Genomic DNA, 20,202 nt, shown 5'->3' on the forward strand with positions numbered 1-20,202 from the left:
GCGCATGACGCGCTGAGCAAAATCAATCTTCCAGCAACGACAGATCGCGCACCGCGCCCTTGTCGGCCGACATCACCAGCTTCGCGTAAGCCTTGAGCGCCGCCGACACCCGGCGCGGACGCGCCTTGGCCGGCTTCCATCCCTTCGCGTTCTGCTCCTCGCGGCGGCTTGCCAGCTCCGCGTCGGACAGCAGCACGTCGATCGTGCGGTTCGGAATGTCGATGCGGATCTTGTCGCCGTCGCGCACGAGGCCGATCGCGCCGCCGGCCGCCGCTTCCGGCGAACAGTGGCCGATCGACAGCCCCGACGTGCCGCCCGAGAAGCGGCCGTCCGTCAGCAGCGCACATGCTTTGCCGAGACCTTGCGACTTGATGTAGCTCGTCGGGTAAAGCATTTCCTGCATGCCCGGCCCGCCCTTCGGACCTTCGTAACGGACGATCACCACGTCGCCCGCCTTCACCTTGCCCGCGAGAATGTTCTCGACCGCTTCGTCCTGCGATTCGGTGACGTGCGCGGTGCCTTCGAACACCAGAATGCTTTCGTCCACGCCGGCGGTTTTCACCACGCAGCCGTCGAGCGCGATGTTGCCGGTCAGCACCGCAAGGCCGCCTTCCTTCGAGAACGCGTGCTCGTACGAACGGATGCAGCCTTCGGCGCGATCCAGATCGAGACTCGGCCAGCGCGTGTTCTGGCTGAACGCCACCTGCGTCGGAACGCCGGCCGGGCCGGCCATGTAGAAAGTCCTGACCGCTTCGTCGTCAGTGCGAACGATGTCCCACTGATCGAGCGCGTCTTTCAGCGTCGGCGCGTGGACCGTGGGCACGTCGGTGTGCAGCTTGCCCGCGCGGTCCAGTTCGCCGAGGATCGCCATGATGCCGCCCGCGCGATGCACGTCTTCGATGTGGTACTTGTTGGTGTTGGGCGCCACCTTGCACAGCTGCGGAACCACGCGCGACAGGCGGTCGATGTCCGTCATCGTGAAGTCGATCTCCGCTTCGCGCGCGATGGCCAGCAAATGCAGAATCGTGTTGGTCGAGCCGCCCATCGCGATGTCGAGCGTCATCGCGTTTTCGAACGCCTTGAAGCCGACCGCGCGCGGCAGCACGCTCGCCTTTTCCTCTTCGTAATACTCGCGGGCCAGTCCGACGATGCGGCGGCCGGCGCGCTTGAAGAGCTGCTCGCGGTCCGCGTGCGTGGCGACCACCGTGCCGTTGCCCGGCAACGAAAGACCGAGTGCCTCGGTGAGGCAGTTCATCGAATTGGCCGTGAACATGCCCGAGCACGAGCCGCACGTCGGACATGCGGAACGCTCGACTTCGGCAACGTCGGCGTCGGAATACGCCTTGTCGGCCGCGATCACCATCGCATCCACGAGATCGAGCTTCTTGAATTCGATGGTGCCGGTCTTCGGATTGGCGAGGCGCGTCTTGCCCGCTTCCATCGGGCCGCCCGACACGAAGATCACCGGAATGTTCAGGCGCATCGCGGCCATCAGCATGCCGGGCGTGATCTTGTCGCAGTTGGAGATGCACACCATCGCGTCGGCGCAGTGCGCGTTGACCATGTATTCCACCGAATCCGCGATGATGTCGCGGCTCGGCAGCGAATACAGCATGCCGTCGTGGCCCATCGCGATGCCGTCGTCGACGGCGATGGTGTTGAATTCCTTGGCGACGCCGCCGGCGGCCTCGATCTCGCGCGCGACGAGCTGGCCGAGGTCCTTCAGGTGCACATGGCCGGGCACGAACTGCGTGAACGAATTGACGACCGCGATGATCGGCTTCGAGAAGTCTTCGTCTTTCATGCCGGTGGCGCGCCACAGCGAGCGCGCGCCCGCCATGTTGCGGCCGGCGGTGGATGTTTTGGAACGGTATGCGGGCATCGTGGTTGTTGAATGAATATCGCTTGAAAGAAGCGGGCCAAGGGAGTGACGGCCCCTCGAGCGCCCGTGCGAACAACCTCGTGAGCCGCGCCGCGGGCAAAACGCGCAATTATCCCACAGGGTCCGGCGGTGTGCGGGTCGCAAGTGCGGCTGGGCGGCGTTCGCGGCGAGGCTTGCGGCGGTGTGCAACGGACTGACCCGTGAACGAAAACGGCGCCCGCAGGCGCCGCTTTGGCTGAACGTCAGCGCCGCGTGATGCCGGCGCGCACGCTTCGTCGAATGTGTTCGTCGAATCTTCGTCGAATATCTGCGTCGATTACTTGGCCGGGACCGCGCCATTCGCCTGCGACCAGCGCGGCTCGGGCGTCTTGTCCGCGCTCTTCGCGAGCAGGCACACCACGCCCGCCGCGATGATGTCGAACACCGCGAGCACCACGAAGAGCGGGCTGTAGCCGACCTGCGTCACGAGCACGCCGAACAGCGCCGTGAAAGCCGCCGCGCCGAGATAGCCGGCCATGCCGCCCATGCCGGTGGCCGTCGCGACTTCGTTCTTGCCGAACATATCCGACGTGATCGCGTACAGTGCGCCCGACAGCGTCTGGTGCGCAAAGCCGCCCACGCACAACAGCGCGACCGCCACATACGGACTCGCGACGAGGCCCACGCACGCCGGCCCGATCATGCACAGCGCGCCGACCACGAACACCATCTTGCGCGACGTGAACAGCGAAACCTTCGCGTACTTGTGAAACAGCGGGCTCAGATAACCGCCGAGCACGCAGCCGATATCCGCGGCGAGAAACGGCATCCACGCATACAGCGCGATTTCCTTCAGGTTCATGTGACGCTCGGTCATCATGTAAAGCGGAATCCACGCGTTGAAGGTCTGCCATGCCGGCTCGGACAAAATGCGCGGAATGCCGATCGCCCAGAAGTCGCGGCTCTTCATCATCGCGAACCAGTTGCGCTTGGGCGCGCCATCGTCGCTATGCTTCGCTTCCTGACCGCTCAGGATGTAGTCGCGCTCCGCGTCGCCGAGCAGCTTCTGCTTGCGCGGATGCTTGTACAGCACCATCCACACGGCGCTCCACACAATCCCCGCCACGCCGACGATCACGAACGCCAGTTGCCACTGCCCATGCAACAGCGCCCAGACCACGAGCGGCGGCGCGAGCAAGGCGCCGATCGACGAACCGATGTTGAACCAGCCGATCGCCACCGAACGCTCCTTGGCCGGAAACCATTCGCTCGTGGCTTTCACGCCGGCCGGAATGCCCGCCGCCTCGGCAATGCCGAGCAGGCCGCGGAAGAAAGCGAGGCTGCGCCATCCCGTCGACCACGCTGCCGCCGCACAGGCGAGCGACCAGGCCAGCGCGAACGCCGCGAAGCCGATCTTGGTGCCGACCGTGTCGAGCAGAAAGCCCGCGACCGGCTGCATGAACGCATAGCAAAGCTGCCATGCGACTACAACGTGAGCGTATTGCTCAGTCGTGATGTGCAGGTCTTTCATCAGCGTCGGCGCGGCCACCGACAACGTATTGCGCGCCAGATAATTGATGATGAGCCCGGCTGCGACCAGACTGACCATCCACCAGCGGATGCCCTTGATCTTCATTGCTGCGTCTCCTGGTAATGCTTTAACTTGCTTCAGGCCGGCCGCGCCGCCGAAGCGCTGCCCGCGCCGGTGCCCGCGCCCGTGCCCGCGCCCTCTTCCTCGCGCCGCGAATAATCGATGCCGACGAAGCCGCCGCCCTGGAAGCGCTGGCCGAGCGCATCGAGCGGATTCGGACGGGCCAGGATTTCGTCGGCGTAGTCTTCGGCGTTCTGCTTCGGCGTGTAGCCGAGGCGCGCTGCGCCGCTGTTGTCCCACCAGCTACGCGTATTGGCCGACACGCCCCACAAGGTGATGAAGCCGAGATCGTCGGCTTCGATGCAGCGGTCGAGGAAATGCATCAGGTCCGCGTGGCCGAACCAGGTGCTGAGATGGCGCGGCTCGGTCGGACGCTCGAGGCAACTGCCGATGCGCACACACACGCTCTCGATGCCGTGCTTGTCCCAGTACATGCGGGCGAGCGCTTCGCCCCAGACCTTGCTCAGGCCATAAAAACCGTCGGGACGCAGTTCGCAATCGAGGCTCAGCCGCTCCGTCACCGGATACATGCCGATCGCGTGATTCGAGCTGGCGAACACGATGCGCTTCACGCCGTGACGCCGCGCGCCCTCGTACACCTCCACGAGACCGCGCAAATTGTTTTCGATGATCTCGGGCAGCGGACGCTCGACGCTCGTGCCGGCGAAGTGGATCAGCACGTCGACGCCTTCCAGCAGCCGGTCGACGACCGCACGATCGCGCAGGTCGCCGTGCATCACATCCTCGCCGTCGATGAGCGGCGTGAGCGGCTTCGAGCCGGCCGCCGAACGCAGCGGCGTGCCGCGCGCAATGAACGCGGCGCGCACGACCGAGCCAAGCTGGCCACCGGCGCCACTAAGGGCAATCTTCTTCATAGGGTTCCTTTACTGCACCGGCTCGTGCGCGGGCTAGTTGTACGATAACGTACTATCAACGATGCGGAATCGCATTTCAACTAGGCATTTACCCGAGGTGTCGGTGTGCCTTTCGATACTTTCAGGCACTGAACGACAAGCCGCAGGCTCAATTTATGGTGCGATGTCGTATGACATTGAAAACAAACCGACCGCATTCGACACTCACCGCGCCATTGGCCACCGCCGCAAACCGCATCGCTCTCAACAAGCCCACGCCATACGCCAACCCCCGCCCCACCCTTTGCTGCGACGCGGTCGATTGCCGCACTCACGCCCCACCTGGGGAAAACGCGTCCTCGCAAGCAATAAGAAAAAGCTGATACAGATCAGTCATTTGCCACGCGCGAACGGCAAAACCGCACAAAACAACGCGGTTCTTTGACGCACGTCGCGCCGCAGCATAATTCGCCGTGTTGGCCTAATCTTCGGCCATCTGCGAAACGCAGTGCGCACCGACACCGGTCGACGCGCGTAGTCCGCAACGAGCGGCATCACGCCTTCACGATCATGAACTCCGCAATATCGGCATTCGACCTCGCCCGCATCCAGTTTGCGTTCACCGTTTCGTTTCACATCGTTTTTCCGGCGCTGAGCATCGGCCTCGCGAGTTTCATCGCCGTGCTCGAATGGCGCTGGCTCAAAACCGGCAAGACCTACTACAAGGACTTGTGCCTCTTCTGGTCGAAGATCTTCGCCGTCGCCTTCGGCATGGGCGTCGTCTCCGGCGTCGTGATGAGCTATCAGTTCGGCACCAACTGGTCCGGCTTCTCGAGTTTCGCCGGACCCGTCACCGGACCTTTGCTGATGTACGAGGTCATGACCGCGTTCTTTCTCGAAGCCGGCTTCCTCGGCATCATGCTGTTCGGCTGGCAGCGCGTGAGCCCGCGCGCGCATTTCGGCGCGACGCTGATGGTCGCGATCGGCACGCTCATCTCGACCTTCTGGATTCTCGCGTCGAATAGCTGGATGCAGACACCGCAAGGCTTCGAGGTGGTGAACGGCCAGGTCGTGCCGCTCGACTGGTTCAAGATCATCTTCAACCCGTCGTTCCCGTACCGGCTCGCACATATGGCGCTCGCGGCGTTCATCGTCGCGGGGCTCGTGGTCGCCGCGGTCGGCGCGTGGCATCTGCTGCGCGGACGGCGCGATCCGGCCGTCAAGAAAATGTTTTCGATGGCGCTCTGGCTGCTGCTGATTCTCACGCCGATCCAGGCGGTCGTCGGCGATCAGCATGGTTTGAACACGCGCGAATATCAGCCGGCGAAGATCGCGGCAATCGAAGGTTTGTGGGAAACCGAGAAAGGCGGCACCGCGCTGAACCTGTTCGGCATCCCCGACATGCAGGCGGAAACCACGCGCTATGCGGTGTCGATTCCACACCTGGGCAGCCTGATCCTCACGCATAGCTGGGACGGCGAAATTCGCGGCCTCAAGGAATTCCCGCCGCAAGACCGGCCGAATTCGACGGTGGTGTTCTGGAGCTTTCGCATCATGGCCGGGCTCGGCATGCTGATGATCGCGATGTCGATTGCCGCATGGGTGCTGCGCCGCCGCGGCACGCTGTTCGAGTCGAAGTGGTTCCAGCGCGTCGCGGTAGCGATGGGTCCGAGCGGTTTCATCTCGCTGCTGGCCGGCTGGGTGACCACTGAAGTCGGCCGTCAGCCGTGGGTCGTGTACGGCGTGATGCGCACGTCGCAGGCCGTGTCGCCGCTTACCGCGCAGCAGGTCGGCATTTCGCTGATGGCCTTCGTGGTCGTGTATTTCCTCGTGTTCGGCACGGGCATTTACTACATGCTCAAGCTGATGCGCTCCGGCCCGGCGCTGCCCGGACAGACGCCGCACGACGCGCCTGCCCACACGCCGGACCAGACCGCGCGCCGCCCTTTCTCCGCCGCCGATCAGGCGATCGACGCCGCGTAACCCGATCTCTTCTCTTAGCCGAGTCACAAAATGGACGTAACCGTAGTGTGGGCCGCGATCATCGCGCTAGGCCTTTTCATGTATGTGGTGCTGGACGGCTTCGACCTCGGCATCGGCATCGTGTTTCCGTTTTTCCCCGACGAGAAAGAACGCGACCTGATGATGAACACCGTCGCGCCCGTTTGGGACGGCAACGAAACCTGGCTCGTGCTGGGCGGCGCCGCCCTCTTCGCCGTCTTTCCGATGGTGTATTCGACCGTGCTGTCCGCGCTTTATCTGCCGCTCATTTTCATGCTCGTGTGCCTGATCTTTCGCGGCGTGTCGTTCGAGATTCGCGCGAAGGCGAATCGAACGAAGCACCTGTGGGATCTCGCGTTCATCGGCGGCTCGGCGGGCGCGGCGTTTTTCCAGGGCGTCGCACTGGGCGCGTTTCTGCAAGGCATTCCGGTGATCGACGGCGCGTATGCCGGCGACGCCTTCGGCTGGCTTACGCCGTTCAGCCTGCTGGCGGGCCTCGGACTCGTCGTTACTTACGCGCTGCTCGGCTGCTGCTGGCTCGTCGCGAAGACGGAAGGCGATCTGCAGCGCCGCCTGCATCGCATGGTTTGGCCGCTGACGGTCGTGCTGCTCGGCTTCATCGCGATGGTGAGCCTGTGGACGCCGCTGCAGGACGCGAACATCGCGCAACGCTGGTTCGACGACGGCCTGTTCTACCGGCTGCTGCCCGTGCCGTTCATGGTCGCGGTCTGCGCGTTCTTCATGCGCCGCGCGGTGCGCGAGCGGCATGACAACATGCCGTTCGTGCTCGCGCTCCTGCTCGTGCTGCTCGGTTACGGCGGGCTGCTGGTGAGCTTGTGGCCGTACGCGATTCCGTCGAGCGTGACGTTGTGGGAAGCAGCCGCGCCGCGCTCGAGCCAGACCTTCACGCTGGTCGGCGCGGCGGTGATTCTGCCGATCATCGTCGCCTATACGACGATGGGTTACTGGGTTTTCCGCGGAAAGGTGCGTCATGGCGACCAACATCACTATCACTAGGATCAGATCCGCGCGCAGGCTGCCAGGCTGGCTCTGGTTCATCGCGCTCTGGTGCTTCGGCGTGGGCTCGGCGATGTCGCTCGGCTACGCGTTCAAGCTTCTGATGAATGCGACGCTGTTTGCCGTGAAATAGCCGCTCGCCGCGTGCGCGCGCGGGCAATTCGATCCATGCCGCATAAGCTCTTGCGTCCGCCCGGCGGCGCTTAAAAAACGGCGCGCGCGGCTCGTCTACCTAGCAAGCCGGGGCCGATGCGCGAGAGAGACCTGCCCGCACAGGGCACACAAAAAAACGTGGCGCCGGCGATGCCACAAGCAGAGAATGACCGGCGCGGCGAGCCGCAAGGCCGCCGCGTCAACCGATCGGCTTAGATCACGGGGTAGCCGGCAATGATGCGATTCACGACAATAGAAGTAAAACGGGGCCTGGCAACAGCGGTAGTCCACAACACGCAAGCTCGACTCGTGGAGACATCATGAAGTTTCTTGTGGCGGACGACCATGAACTGATCCGGCAAGGCGTCAAGGGAATGCTGCGCGGGCTGGATGCCGACGCCCAATTCGACGAAGCCGATACCTGGGAAACCCTCGCCGCAGCCGCGCGGCCCGACGCGGATCACGATCTCGCGATCGTCGATCTTCATATGCCGGGCATGAGCGGAGCGTCGTCGCTGGAAATGCTGTTGAAGGCGAATCCGGCGCTGCCGGTGGTCGTCCTTTCCGCCGAGGAGTCGCCAGACGAGATGCGCGCAGTGCTGGCCGCCGGCGCGCTCGGCTTCGTGCCGAAACGGCAGCCCGCGAGCGTGATGCTGAAGGCGATCGAACTCGTGCTGTCGGGCGGCGCTTATGTGCCGATGGAAGCGCTGAGCCTGCTCGGCTCGCGCGATGCGCAACCGGCGCAGGCATGCGCGGAGCGCGCCGCCGCTTCGCCTCAACCGGTGGCGAGCACCGCAGCGGGCCAAAACCCAGGCACCGCGACGCTCACCGAGCCCATCGTGCAACTTCAGCCGTTGCAGCCGCATCAGCAGCACTTGCTGGAAAACCTGTCGCCGCGTCAGCAGGACATCATGCGGCTCGTGCATCGCGGCTGGACCAACAAGATGATCGCGCGCGAACTCGGCGTGGCCGAAGGCACGGTGAAGGTGCATCTGTCGGTGATCTTCCGGGCGCTCGGCGTGCACAACCGGTCGACGGCAATCGCCGTGATCAACGGCTGGCTTGAAGCGGGGAGAACGCTGTAGCGGGCGGCGGCGTTGGTCCTTTATCGATCTCCGCCTGCTGCCACAGCATGTCGAGCGTGCGCCGCAAGCGCGCCGCCGCCACCGGCTTGTGCAACACCGGAATGCCTTGCGCGGCGAGCGCCGCCAGCTCCGCCGACGCCATATCGCCTGTAATCAGCAGCATCACGACACCCTCGTGGCCCGCGCGCGCCAGTTCGCTGCGCACCGCCGTCAGCGCCTGCGCGCCCGTGCGGTGATTGGCCAACTGGTAATCGCAAAGCACCGCGTCGGGGACGAAACCGTCCTCGAGCGCGGCCAATGCGGCGGTTTCGTCGCGTACGCCCTGCACGATGCAGCCCCAGCGGCCGAGCAGGCTCGAAAGACCTTCGAGAATCGACGGCTCGTCGTCGATGCACAACACGCGGCGTCCTTGCGCCGTCGGTCCGCCCGTCACCGCCTCATTCAGACTTGCGACGATGCCGCTCGCGTCGCCCGCCTGCACCGGAAAGCGGAACACCGAGCCGCGTCCCGGTGCCGAGCGCAACTGCAATTCGCCGCCCAGCATGCCGACGAGGCGCTTCACCGTCGGCAGGCCGAGGCCGTGCCCCTGGCGCGCGTCGCGCTGCGGATTTGCGACCTGATAGAACTCCTCGAAAATACGCTCGTGCTCCTGCGCCGGAATGCCGATGCCCGAATCGCGCACTTCGATATAGCCGCCATTGGTTCGCCCCGCGCGCCGGAAGCCGAGCCAGATCGCGCCTTCCTCGGTATAGCGGACAGCGTTCGACAGCAGATTGCTCAGCACGCGTTCGAGCAGCACGGGATCGTCGTGGACCACCATCGACGTCGGCGCGATTCGCAGCGCGAGCCCCTTCGCCGCCGCTTGCGGACGATACTGGCTGCCGACGCGCTCGAACAGTTCCGACAGCCGGAAATGCAAGCGGATCACCTGCGTGACGCCGCTTTCGAGCCGCGCGAGATCGAGCACCTGGTTGAACAACTGGTTCAGCGCCTCGACGTTATGGACGATGTGCTCGGCGGTCTTCGCGTGCTGCGCGGGCGTCGCGGCGGAATCGTTGAGCGACGCCGCCAGCAGCCCGATGGCGTGCAACGGCTGACGCAAATCATGGCTCGCCGCCGCGAAAAAGCGCGTTTTCGCGAGACTCGCCTCTTCGGCGACATGCTTTTGCGCCGCCAGCGATTCCGCCAGATACTGCTGATCGACGCGCGCCTGCACGACCTGCTGGAACAGTTTGCGGTAACTGAGCGCATACACGTTGATCGCGCAGAAGAAGAACGCGAGCACGATGGCAAGAATCGTGCGATCGAACGTATGCATGCCGAAATGCAGCACGATCGACGGAAACAGCAGAAAGGGAATCGCCGTGGCGAAGTTCAGCAGGTCGAAGCCGTTCGACATGAACACGCCCGCTGCGAGCGTGACGAGCATCACCGTATGCAGCAGCGGCAAGTCGCTCTGCGGACTCTGGAACGCGAACCAGATCGCGATGCCCGGTGCGCTGTACAGCAGCACGCCGCGCACCGCGTGCACGTTGATCCAGCCGCGCGGCGACAGCAGATGCGGATAGCGCCGGTTGCAGATCCATAGCGCGAGACCCGCGCAGTTGGCGGCCGCATAGAAGCCGAAGCAGGCAATGAAAAGCGGCGGCGACGGTATCGCGGGCCAGTAGATGGCCACCAGCACGGCGATCGAAAACCAGTGCGAGAAGAAAGCGATCGGGTCTTGTGCGTACAGCACGCGCACCAGGTCTTCGTCGATTGCACGCTGGATCGGGTCAGCCCGCATCGCGCGGTCTCCTTGTCGGGCACGGCAAATTCGGTGAGGGGGCGCGAGAGCCTGGCGCTTGCACGGAGCGCGCTGCGGCGTGTTTGCGCAAGAGCTTGCACGGTTCTACTGCAATGCAGCGGCGCGCGGCCGCCGCTTTCTTATCAGACGAATCAGGGGCGTGCTGCCGGATGGTTTACCCGGCAGTTTACCCATCAGCTAACACTTAATCCATATAGGCGAAGCCGCCGCCGACGACCATACTGGCCTCACTACCTGGCGCGGCCGCAACGATTCTTCCTTCCGCCTTTCGCCTGCATTCCGGGCTCGCCGCGCTTCTCGCCTTACCCTCGCCTAACCCTAATGGAGGCTTTCATGGGCGCAGTTCCGAGCCACGAGTTCGTCCGCAATCTCGACGACGCGATCCTGCCCGATCTGTGGCGCCGCCGCACGCAGTTGTCCGCCGACGAAATGGTGTCGATGGTCGAACTCGTCAAGCGGGCGTTGCGGACTTACCATCCGCTGGAACTGCAGGCACTCGGCGAAGATAAGGAAGAACTGGTTGCGCAGTTCATTTATTCCAAGGTTCTGCGCCTTGCCCCCGGCCACACCGAAACGCATGCGTGCGCCGATAGCGCGCCGTCCAATGGCTACGCACTGTGCGCGTATTTCCGCCGCTATCTGATCGACTGCCTGCGCAGCGCGGGGCATCAACGCAATGTGTCGATGGAAACCGACGGCATGGCGCAGGAAATCGATCTGCACGCCCAGGCATTGGAAGACCCCGTGCAAAGCGTGCTGCTGCAATACGGGCTCGACGAACAACGGGTACGGCACGCGGCGCGCGCTTTTATCGAAAGTCTCGACGAGCCCGAACGGATCGTGCTGGCCGGCAGCCTCGGCTGGTGCTCGGAAGGCAAAGGCGGACTGTCGGCGGTTGCGGCTTCGCATCGGGTGCCCTCGTATCACTATCGCGCCGTCAAACTCGGCGTCACCATGAAAAAGACGGCCACTGCCGACGATTTTTCCAATACGAAGATCGGCCGCTGGCTCACGGACGTGCTCGGGATCGAGATCGACATCGACAATCGCAGTGCGATTCTGCTGGCGCTGAATCTGCTCGCGGCCGAGTCGATCGATAGCGAAATGAATGAAGCGGCCGCATGACAGGCTGCAGCATCGACACAAAAAGAACACGTAAAAAGCCGCATGAGCGGACTCAACAACAACGGGCTCAACAATAGTAATGGGGAAATGACTGAGGCACAGGGGACTCCTTTGGGCGCATCGCACAGATGCGCCTTTTTTTGTCGGCGCGCACCGCCTACGATAAAAAAGCCGCGGCAGCGCGCCGTCTTTCTTCCGACGCCCGGTTCCCTTCCCTGCACCGATTCCTGACGAGGTGGTCGCGTATGAACCGCTTATCGAGCGCCGTGACGGCGATGAAGTCGCATTACGAAGTGGTCGTGATCGGTTCCGGTTATGGCGGTGCGATCGCGGCGAGCCGCATGGCGCGCGCGGGCCGCAGCGTCTGCGTGCTCGAACGCGGACGCGAATTCATGGCCGGCGAATACCCGCGCACGCCGTTTCAGGGCGCGGAGCAGATCCAGTACAACACGCCACTCGCGCAGATCGGCTCGCCGCTCGCGCTGCTCGAAGTGCATGTGAACGACGACGTCAACGCGGTGGTCGGCTGCGGGCTCGGGGGCACGTCGCTGATCAACGCGAACGTGGCGCTGAAAATCGATTCGCGCCTGTGGGACGACACACGCTGGCCCGCTGCGTTGCGCGGCGATCAGGCCGGGCGCGACAAAGGTTATCAACGCGCGTGGGACATGTTGCAACCTGCGCCGGTGCCGAGCCGCTTCCGCGAATTGCCGAAGCTGCTCGCGCTCGCCAAATCCGCCGAGGCGCTCGGCATGGGCGACCGCTTCAGCACGCCGCCGATAACCGTCACCTTCGAGGACCGCACGAACGCGGCCGGCGTCGCGCAGAAAGCCTGCACCGGATGCGGCGACTGCAACTCCGGCTGCAACTACGACGCGAAGAACTCGACGCACATGAACTATCTGCCCGACGCCGTCGCTCACGGCGCGCAGATTTTTACGGGCGCTGCGGTTCATTCGGTTGTGCGCAACGTCGATACGCACAAGTGGCAAGTCGGCTATCAGCTCGTGCGCCTCGGGCGCGAAAGCTATGACGCGCCCGATCTGTTCGTCAGCGCGGACATCGTGATCGTATCGGCGGGAACGATCGGCTCGACCGCGTTGCTATTGCGTTCGCGCAATGAAGGTTTGAGCGTGTCGGACATGCTTGGTCAGCACTTCACCGGCAATGGCGACGTGCTCGCGTTCGCGTACAACACCAATGACACGATCAACGGCGTCGGCTGGGGCGCGCATGTGGACCGCGATATTCCGCCGGTCGGGCCGACCATCACGGGCCTGATCGATCATCGCAATACCGCGGACGTCAGGGACGGCTTCGTGATCGAGGAAGGCTCGCTCGCCGGGCCGGTGGGCGCCGCGCTCGTCGGCATGCTCGGTGCGGCCGCGCCGCTCGCGGGCGTGGACGTTTCGGGGCCGCGCACCGTGGACCAGCAACTCGAATACGACGCGCGCGTGGTCGAAGGCTTCCTGCACGGCCCGTATCGCGGCGCGCTCAATCACACGCAAAGCTATCTCGTGATGGCGCATGACGACGAGAGCGGGCAGATCAGCGTGAACGACAAAGGCCGGCCGCGCATCGCGTGGGAAAACGCCGGCAAGCAGCCGATTTACGAAACCGTCGAGCAGACGCTGAAGCAGGCGACGGCGCCGCTCGGCGGCAAATATCTGCGCGATCCGATTTCAAACGACATCTTCGGCAATCGAACGGTGACCGTGCATCCGCTCGGCGGCTGCGGGATGGGCGAGGACGCGGAGCGCGGCGTGGTCGATCACCTGGGCCGCGTTTTCAGCGGCACGACCGGCACCGGCGTGCATGACGGCCTCTACGTGATGGACGGCGCCGTCATGCCCATGTCGCTCGGCGTCAATCCATTGTGGACCATCTCCGCGCTCGCCGAGCGCAATTGCGCGCTGCTTGCGGCGTCGCACGGCTGGAGCATCGACTACGGTTCGAAAGGCACCGCCGACACACCGCCCGCGCAAAAGATCGGCTTGCGCTTTACCGAAACGATGGTCGGCCATTACACGCCGACCGGCGCGAGCAAGGACGCCGCGAGCCCGATGGCGTTCACGCTGACCGTCGAATCCGACGACCTCGCGATGATGCTTAGCGATCCGAATCACATGGCAAAAACCGCCGGAACGCTGACCTGCCCCGCCCTTTCCTCGCAGCCGATGACGATCACGGACGGCACCTTCAATCTGTTCGTGGCCGACCCGCAGGACGTGGACGAGCGCAACATGAACTATCGAATGACGCTCAACTCGGCGGAAGGCAAAACGTATTATCTGAGCGGGCAAAAGATCATCACGCGCACGTCGCCTCTCGAACTGTGGGAGCAAACGAACACGCTATACGCGCAGATTTTCGCCGCGCCCCAAGCCGACGCGCCTGCGATCGGCAGCGCGACGCTCATCATCACGCCGGAAAATTTCCTCAAGCAGCAGCGCACGCTCGAAGTCACCAACGCACCCGATCTGAAGACACGTCTCGAATGGACGCTGAAGTTCGGCAAGTTCTTCGCGGGCGTGCTGTTCAGCGAATACGGCGGCGTGGCCGCGCCTTTGCAGTATCACGATCCCGCCGCGGAGCCGCGTATGAAGCGTGCGTTGCGCGCGCCGGCGCCGCAAATGTTCTTCTTCGATACGCCGGACGGTACGCGCTTGCGTCTCACGCGCTATGTCGACCCTGCGCGCAAGAATGCGCGCCCCGTGCTGCTGATTCACGGCTCCGGCGTGTCGAGCCGCATTTATTCGACGGATCTGATCGGCACCAATCTCGTCGAATATCTGTGCGCCGCGAACTACGACGTGTGGCTCGTCGATCTGCGCGTGAGCATCGAAATGCCGAGCGTGCTCGTGCCGACCAACGTCGATAAAGTCGCGCTCGAGGATATTCCCGCGGCCGTCGCAAAGATTCGCGAGGTGACGGGCGCGACCGGCATCCAGGCGCTCGGTCACTGCATGGGCGGCCTCGCGTTGAGCATGTCGCTGATGGCGGGACTCGAAGGCGTGCGTTCAGCGGTGATTTCGCAGGTCGCCGTGCATCCGGTGCCCGGCACGCTCGCCAGAATCAAGGCGGGTTTGCACATTCCGGACATCATGCAGCATCTCGGCGTGACCGATCTGACCGCCTATACGAAGGACAAAAGATGGCCGCACAATCTCTACGACGAAGCGCTGCGGCTCTATCCCGTCGATCATGACGAGGGCTGCGGCAACCCGATCTGCCATCGCGCGACCTTCATGTACGGGCTGCTATACGAGCACGCGCAGGTGAGCGAGACGCTTCATTCGAATCTGCAGGAACTGCTCGGCGTGCATGACGTCGGCGTGTTCAAGCATCTGGCCGCGATGGTGCGCGCCGGCAAGGTCGTCGACGCCGACGGAGACGACGTCTATCTGCGCGGCGCGCGCGGCATGAAGGGGCTTGCGGGCATGCGCATTCCGATCGGTTTCATTCATGGCGACTGCAATGAAACCTATGTGCCGCAAAGCACCGCGCTCACCTATGAGATGTTGGTCAACGCGTTTCCCGAGCAACCTTATGAGCGGCATCTGATTGCGGGCTATGGACACATCGATTGCATCTTCGGCAAGAACGCCGCGCGCGATGTTTATCCGACTATCGCGCGCTATCTGAACGCGCATTGAGTTCGCACTGAGTTCGCGCTCGCTAGAACAGCTTGCCCGGATTCAGGATGCCGTGCGGATCGAGCGCATGCTTGATCGCCCGCATCGCCGCGAGTTCGGCGGGCGAGCGCGAGATCGGCAGGAACTCGCGCTTGAGCAGACCAATGCCGTGTTCCGCCGACACAGAACCGTGCAGCGGCCCGAGCATTTCATAAACGAACGCGTACACCGCGTGATGATCGACGCCGGGAATTGAATGGCCGTCCACGGTGACGTGCAGATTCGAATCGCCGATATGGCCGAAGAAATAGGATTCGTTGCCGGGCCAGCGTTCGTCGAGCGCCGCGCGGCAACGCTCGACAAAGTCGCCGATCACGCTGATCGGCAGGCTCACGTCGAAGTTGATTGCGTCGAGCCGCACGGGAAATTCGGCCGTGCATTCGCGGATCGCCCACAACGCGCGCGCGTCGGCCACCGATTGCGCGATCACCGCGTCGCGGATCGCGCCTTCTTCGAGTGCGCCGGTCAGCGCTTCAGCAAAGCGCTCGCCGTCGTCGCTCGAATCGAAGCTCGCGTGTTCGATCAACGCGTAGAGCGGATACGCGCCGTCGAATGGCGAACGCGTGCCCGTCAGCTTGACGCCAAAATCGTAGAAGTCCGGCCACATGATTTCGAATGCGCCGATGTCGTTGCCAAAGCGCGTCGACAAACGGCGCAGCAGATTCACCGCCGCATCGTAGCCGTCGAGCGCGACGAGCGCCGTATGACGCGCGGCGCGTTGCGGATGAAGCCGCAACACCGCGCGCGTGATCACGCCAAGCGTGCCCTCCGAACCGATGAACCAGTGCTTCAGGTCGTAGCCGGTGTTGTTCTTGACCATCTTGCCGAGCGAACTTAGCACGTCGCCATTGGCGAGCACGACTTCGAGACCGAGCACCTGGTCACGCGCGGTGCCCGACTGAATCACGCGATTGCCGCCGGCATTAGTCGCGAGATTGCCGCCGATCTGACACGAGCCGCGCGCGCCGAGATCGAGCGCGAGTTCGAAGCCCGCTTCGGCAGCGACTTCCTGCGCGCTCTGCAATGTCGTTCCGGCGCGCACGGTCAGCGTGGCCGAAGCCGCATCGACTTCCTCGACGCCGCTCAGCCGTTCCAGCGACAACGCGATGTCCGTCGTGCGTGCAATCGCGCCGCCCGCAAGCCCCGTCATGCCGCCTTGCGGCACCACAGGTTGATGGGCCGCGTGGCAAATGGCGAGCGCGCGCGAGACTTCGTCTGTGGTGCGCGGCAGCAGCAACGCTGCGGGACGCGTCGGATCGTGGCGCGTCCAGTCGGTCATCGCGCGTTCGCCGATCTGTTCGCCGACGCGCACCGCATCGTCGCCGAGCGCGGCACGCAGCACGTCGAGCGTGGCGGCAAGCGGCGCCGTGCAGGGTTGCGGCTGCGTGTCGTGATTCATGTCGTGACGCGCGTTATCGCTTTGTGTCATGCAGCGTTTCCTGGTTTTGCTTCTTCCGATAACCCATCGAATCGTTGATGCGCCCGAGAATGTAATCGCCCGCGGCCACCGGCTGATATTTGACGTCGTCCGCACTCGCGCCCAGTTCGCGCGGATCGACCATCGCGCCGTACGTCGGATCGTAGAACGTCGCGATCGAATAACGCTCGCGTCCCGAAGCATTGATCACGCGATGCAGCGTCGAACGAAAACGGTCGTTGGTCCAGCGCGCGAGCAGATCGCCGACGTTCACCACAAAGCTGCCTTCCACAGGAGGCGCATCGATCCAGGTATCGTTGGCAATTTCACGCACCTGCAATCCGCCCACCTGATCCTGCCATAGCAATGTGATGCAGCCGTAATCGGTATGCGGCGCGACGCCGAATTGATCTTCATCGGACTGTGGTGGCTGCGGCGGATAGTAGACCATTTGCGTGCGCTGCATCCGCTTCGTATAACGCGGCGCAAAAAAATGTTCGTCGACGCCGAGACTCACCGCGACCGCACGCAGCAGATCGGCGCCGCATGCGCCCACTGCTTCATAGTAGCCGTACAGCGCGGGACGCAACTCGGGCATGAAGTCGGGCCAATTGTTCGGGCCGCGCAGCGCCTGGCCCGCGAGCACATCGGGATCGTCCTCGGGCAACTCGAGTCCGATGCTGAAAAACTCCTTGTAATCGGGGCGTTTCGCCTGATACATGGTCGCGTCGCCAAGCGCATTGAAACCGCGATGCCGATGATTGACCGCCGCGCGCCGCTTCGTCTCTACCGGAAATGCGAAGAAGGTTCGCGCGACCTGCGCGGCGGCGTCGATGGTCGCTTGCGGCACGCCGTGATTGACGATGTAGAAGAAGCCGATGGTCGTGCACGCGTCGCGGATTTCGCGCGCCACGCTTTGCAACGCATGCGGGTCGCCCGCGCGAACGCCGGCAAAGTCGATGAGCGGAATGCGGGTCACAGGCATCGCGTTACTCCGTGAGAAGGTCCGACGAATTGCGGGGGCGCCATAGCCGGGGGCGCCTTAGCCGGGGGCGCCTTAGCCGGGGGCGCCATCGCCGGGGGCGCCTTAGCTATTGCAGTGGTATATACCGCCAAAAGCGCACCCGCAAGTGAACTCGCGGCGCTGCGCGTAAGGGCTTTTCTCTACTCGCGCGTTTATTTATTTTGCGCGAAAACTGCGGTATATACTGCCTCGCATGACTTGCGCCGCGCCGATCTTTTGCGGCGCGTTTCGCGTCGCTCGTACGACCCGCGCTGTGCCCACTGGAGAATCTCATGAGCATCCTTGCAGGCTGGAAGTGTCGTCTGGTCATGTTGGCGTTGTGCGCGGCAAGCGTCAGCGCTTATGCGGAAGACCAGCTCGCCAAAGTGAAGAAAGCCGGCGAGCTCGTGGTCGGCACGGAGATGCAGTTCGCGCCTTTCGACTTCCTCGAAAACGGTCAGCAAGCGGGCTTTAACAAGGATCTGTTCGCCGAGGTCGGCAAGGAACTCGGCGTGAAGGTGCGTTTCATCGACCTGCCGTGGCCGAGCGTGTTGCCCGGTCTCGAAGCAGGCAAGTTCGATATGGTCGGCGGTCCGATCACCGTGACGAAGGCGCGCATGGAGCGCTACACGTACACGCTGCCCATCGCGGACGCCACCGACGCGCTGCTCAAACGCGCCAACGATTCGGCGCTCAAGCAATCGTCGGATATTGCGGGTAAAACCGTGGGCGCGGGCAAGGGCTCGGCGCAGCTCGACCAGTTGAAGGCATACGTCGCCACCTTGCCGAAGCCGCCTGAAATCCGCGAATACGTCGACAACAATCAGGCTTATGCGGACCTCGCCGCCGGCCGCATTGCGGCGGTCGCGAACTCGATGACCAACATCGCGTATGTGGCGAAGCAGCGCCCCGAAACGTTCGCGGTGGTGCAACCGCCGTTCGGCGCGAAAGTGTACTTCGCATACTGCCTGCGCAAGGACGCGGACAGCAAGCCGCTCGCCGATGCCTTCAACGCGGCACTCGTGAAGATGCACGGCGACGGACGCCTCGCCGCGTTGCAGAAGAAATGGTTCGGCGTGGCGATGGATGCGCCGACTACGATGCCGACGCCGAATTATTGACGCGTGCTCGACAGGCGCGTTTAAACGCACATTCACCGCACTATTGACCGCACATCAGCGAGGGCGACGCTCATGTTCAGCACGACCGTCTTCGTTCAGGGCATGCCGCTGTTGTTGCACGCGGCGCTCGCGACCATCGGCGTTTCGTTGACGGGGCTTTTCATCGGCTTCTTCGTCGCGGTCGGCGTGTGCGCGGCGCGGCTCTCGCCGAATCGCGCCGCGCGCCGCTTCGGCGGTGCGTACGTGTTCTTCTTTCGCGGCGTGCCGATGCTCGTGCAACTGCTGCTCGTGTACTACCTGCTGCCGTTCGCGGGCATCAACGTATCGCCGCTCGTGGCCGCGATCAGCGCCGTGTCGTTGTGCTCGGCGTCGTATATCGCTGAAATTCTGCGCGGCGGTTTTCTCAGCATTCCGCCAGGTCATATCGAGGCCGCGCGCATGCTCGGCCTTTCGCCGTTCGACACGCTGCGGCGCATCCTCGTGCCGCAGGCATTCCGGCTGACGTTGCCTTCGCTCGTCAACGAAATGGTGCTGCTGATCAAGGCTTCGTCGCTGATCTCGGTGGTCGGCGTCGCGGAGTTGACGCGCACCGCGCAGAACCTCGCGGCGAGCACCTACAGACCGCTCGAAGCGTACGTCGCCGCCGGCCTCATTTACTTCGTGATCTGCGGCGCGCTCGCACTCGTTGCGCATGCCGCCGAGTATCGGCTGAAGCACGCCTGATCGACCGGAGCCCACGCGATGCAACAGTTCGATCCCACCGTCATCACGCACAATCTTCAGCCGATTGCCGCGGGTCTCGCGACGACGCTCGGCACGTGGGCCGCGGGCGTCGTTATCGGCATGCTGATCGGCTTCGTGATCGCGGTGCTGCAACTCTTTTGCGGACGCTGGGTGCGCGCGCTGTTGCGTGTGTATATCGAGCTATTTCGCGGTACGCCGTTTCTCGTGCAACTGTTTCTGCTGTACTACGGCGGCCCGTCGTTCGGCCTCACGCTCGAACCGATGACAGCCGGCGTGCTCGGACTCGGCCTCTATGGCAGCGCCTATTTTGCCGAAGCGTTCCGCTCGGGATTCGAATCGGTGCCGCCGGGTCATCTCGAAGCCGCCTCGTGTCTCGGCTTGACGCGCATGCAAGCGGTGCTGCGCATCCAGATGCCGCAAATGCTGGTGCTGATCGTGCCCGCGCTCACGAATCTCATCATCGTGTTGAGCAAGGAGACCGCGGTGCTCTCGATCGTCACGGTGCCCGAGCTGACATTCGTGCTGACGGGCATCGGCTCGGCGACCTTTGCTTTCGTCGAAACGCTGCTGATGCTCTGCGTGTGCTATCTCGCGCTCGTCGAACTGACTTCGCGCGCGGGCATGTGGGCCGAAGCCCGCATCGCCCGTTTCATGGCATAAAGGAAACG

Annotated in this window: 15 protein-coding genes; 9 read left to right on the top strand and 6 right to left on the bottom strand. The window is 63.7% G+C overall.

Going from position 1 to position 20,202, the window contains the following annotated elements; all coding sequences use genetic code 11:
• Positions 1 to 22: 22 nt before the first annotated feature.
• From ilvD to CUJ91_RS25905, 3 genes are all read right to left on the bottom strand, one after another.
• Positions 23 to 1,882 (bottom strand): dihydroxy-acid dehydratase, encoded by a 1,860-nt coding sequence (gene ilvD / locus CUJ91_RS25895; RefSeq protein ID WP_029971773.1) that lies wholly within the window; start codon positions 1,880 to 1,882, stop codon positions 23 to 25.
• A gap of 316 nt (positions 1,883 to 2,198) precedes the next feature.
• Positions 2,199 to 3,497, bottom strand: coding sequence for an MFS transporter (locus tag CUJ91_RS25900; RefSeq protein ID WP_053860241.1), 1,299 nt, complete (start codon positions 3,495 to 3,497; stop codon positions 2,199 to 2,201).
• A gap of 32 nt (positions 3,498 to 3,529) precedes the next feature.
• Positions 3,530 to 4,387, bottom strand: coding sequence for an NAD-dependent epimerase/dehydratase family protein (locus CUJ91_RS25905; protein ID WP_114157492.1), 858 nt, complete (start codon positions 4,385 to 4,387; stop codon positions 3,530 to 3,532).
• Between the two features lie 549 nt (positions 4,388 to 4,936).
• Here CUJ91_RS25905 and CUJ91_RS25910 point away from each other — a divergent pair.
• The 4 genes from CUJ91_RS25910 to CUJ91_RS25920 all read left to right on the top strand — a co-directional run bounded on the left by CUJ91_RS25910 (position 4,937) and on the right by CUJ91_RS25920 (position 8,622).
• Positions 4,937 to 6,349: a cytochrome ubiquinol oxidase subunit I gene (locus CUJ91_RS25910; RefSeq protein ID WP_006052348.1), complete on the top strand. Its 1,413-nt coding sequence runs from the start codon at positions 4,937 to 4,939 to the stop codon at positions 6,347 to 6,349.
• A gap of 30 nt (positions 6,350 to 6,379) precedes the next feature.
• The gene (cydB, locus tag CUJ91_RS25915) at positions 6,380 to 7,384 is read left to right on the top strand and encodes a cytochrome d ubiquinol oxidase subunit II (RefSeq protein WP_006052349.1); all 1,005 of its coding nucleotides are present in this window, start codon (positions 6,380 to 6,382) and stop codon (positions 7,382 to 7,384) included.
• On the top strand, positions 7,359 to 7,517 hold the full coding sequence (locus CUJ91_RS34515) for a hypothetical protein (protein ID WP_006052350.1): 159 nt from the start codon (positions 7,359 to 7,361) through the stop codon (positions 7,515 to 7,517). The genes cydB and CUJ91_RS34515 overlap by 26 nt, the downstream gene beginning before the upstream one ends.
• Before the next feature lie 340 nt (positions 7,518 to 7,857).
• On the top strand, positions 7,858 to 8,622 hold the full coding sequence (locus CUJ91_RS25920) for a response regulator transcription factor (RefSeq protein ID WP_107710397.1): 765 nt from the start codon (positions 7,858 to 7,860) through the stop codon (positions 8,620 to 8,622).
• Here CUJ91_RS25920 and CUJ91_RS25925 read toward each other — a convergent pair.
• Positions 8,588 to 10,408 carry an ATP-binding response regulator gene (locus CUJ91_RS25925; RefSeq protein ID WP_114157493.1) on the bottom strand — a complete coding sequence of 607 codons (1,821 nt, stop codon included), beginning with the start codon at positions 10,406 to 10,408 and terminating at the stop codon, positions 8,588 to 8,590. The two genes, CUJ91_RS25920 and CUJ91_RS25925, sit on opposite strands and share 35 nt — an antisense overlap.
• Positions 10,409 to 10,762: 354 nt before the next feature.
• Between CUJ91_RS25925 and CUJ91_RS25930 the strand changes: the two genes are divergently transcribed.
• Together CUJ91_RS25930 and CUJ91_RS25935 are read left to right on the top strand one after the other, a co-directional pair.
• Complete coding sequence (locus tag CUJ91_RS25930) at positions 10,763 to 11,554, top strand: hypothetical protein (protein ID WP_029971779.1); 792 nt, start codon at positions 10,763 to 10,765, stop codon at positions 11,552 to 11,554.
• 245 nt (positions 11,555 to 11,799) lie between these two features.
• Positions 11,800 to 15,210 carry an alpha/beta fold hydrolase gene (locus CUJ91_RS25935; protein WP_114157494.1) on the top strand — a complete coding sequence of 1,137 codons (3,411 nt, stop codon included), beginning with the start codon at positions 11,800 to 11,802 and terminating at the stop codon, positions 15,208 to 15,210.
• Between the two features lie 22 nt (positions 15,211 to 15,232).
• Here the strand turns inward: CUJ91_RS25935 and CUJ91_RS25940 are convergent, their stop codons facing one another.
• Positions 15,233 to 16,648 (bottom strand): FAD-binding oxidoreductase, encoded by a 1,416-nt coding sequence (locus CUJ91_RS25940; protein WP_029971781.1) that lies wholly within the window; start codon positions 16,646 to 16,648, stop codon positions 15,233 to 15,235.
• A gap of 13 nt (positions 16,649 to 16,661) precedes the next feature.
• Complete coding sequence (locus tag CUJ91_RS25945; RefSeq protein ID WP_114157495.1) at positions 16,662 to 17,651, bottom strand: isopenicillin N synthase family dioxygenase; 990 nt, start codon at positions 17,649 to 17,651, stop codon at positions 16,662 to 16,664.
• A gap of 311 nt (positions 17,652 to 17,962) precedes the next feature.
• Here CUJ91_RS25945 and CUJ91_RS25950 point away from each other — a divergent pair, with 311 nt between their 5' ends.
• The 3 genes from CUJ91_RS25950 (at position 17,963) to CUJ91_RS25960 (ending at position 20,194) form a co-directional block, all read left to right on the top strand.
• On the top strand, positions 17,963 to 18,790 hold the full coding sequence (locus CUJ91_RS25950) for a transporter substrate-binding domain-containing protein (RefSeq protein WP_006052358.1): 828 nt from the start codon (positions 17,963 to 17,965) through the stop codon (positions 18,788 to 18,790).
• 72 nt (positions 18,791 to 18,862) lie between these two features.
• Positions 18,863 to 19,513, top strand: a complete 651-nt coding sequence (locus CUJ91_RS25955; protein WP_006052359.1) for an amino acid ABC transporter permease — start codon at positions 18,863 to 18,865, stop codon at positions 19,511 to 19,513.
• 18 nt (positions 19,514 to 19,531) lie between these two features.
• Positions 19,532 to 20,194: an amino acid ABC transporter permease gene (locus tag CUJ91_RS25960; protein WP_006052360.1), complete on the top strand. Its 663-nt coding sequence runs from the start codon at positions 19,532 to 19,534 to the stop codon at positions 20,192 to 20,194.
• Positions 20,195 to 20,202 lie beyond the last annotated feature (8 nt).

It is taken from the genome of Paraburkholderia graminis (assembly GCF_003330785.1).
GTDB classification, from domain to species: Bacteria; Pseudomonadota; Gammaproteobacteria; order Burkholderiales; family Burkholderiaceae; genus Paraburkholderia; species Paraburkholderia graminis.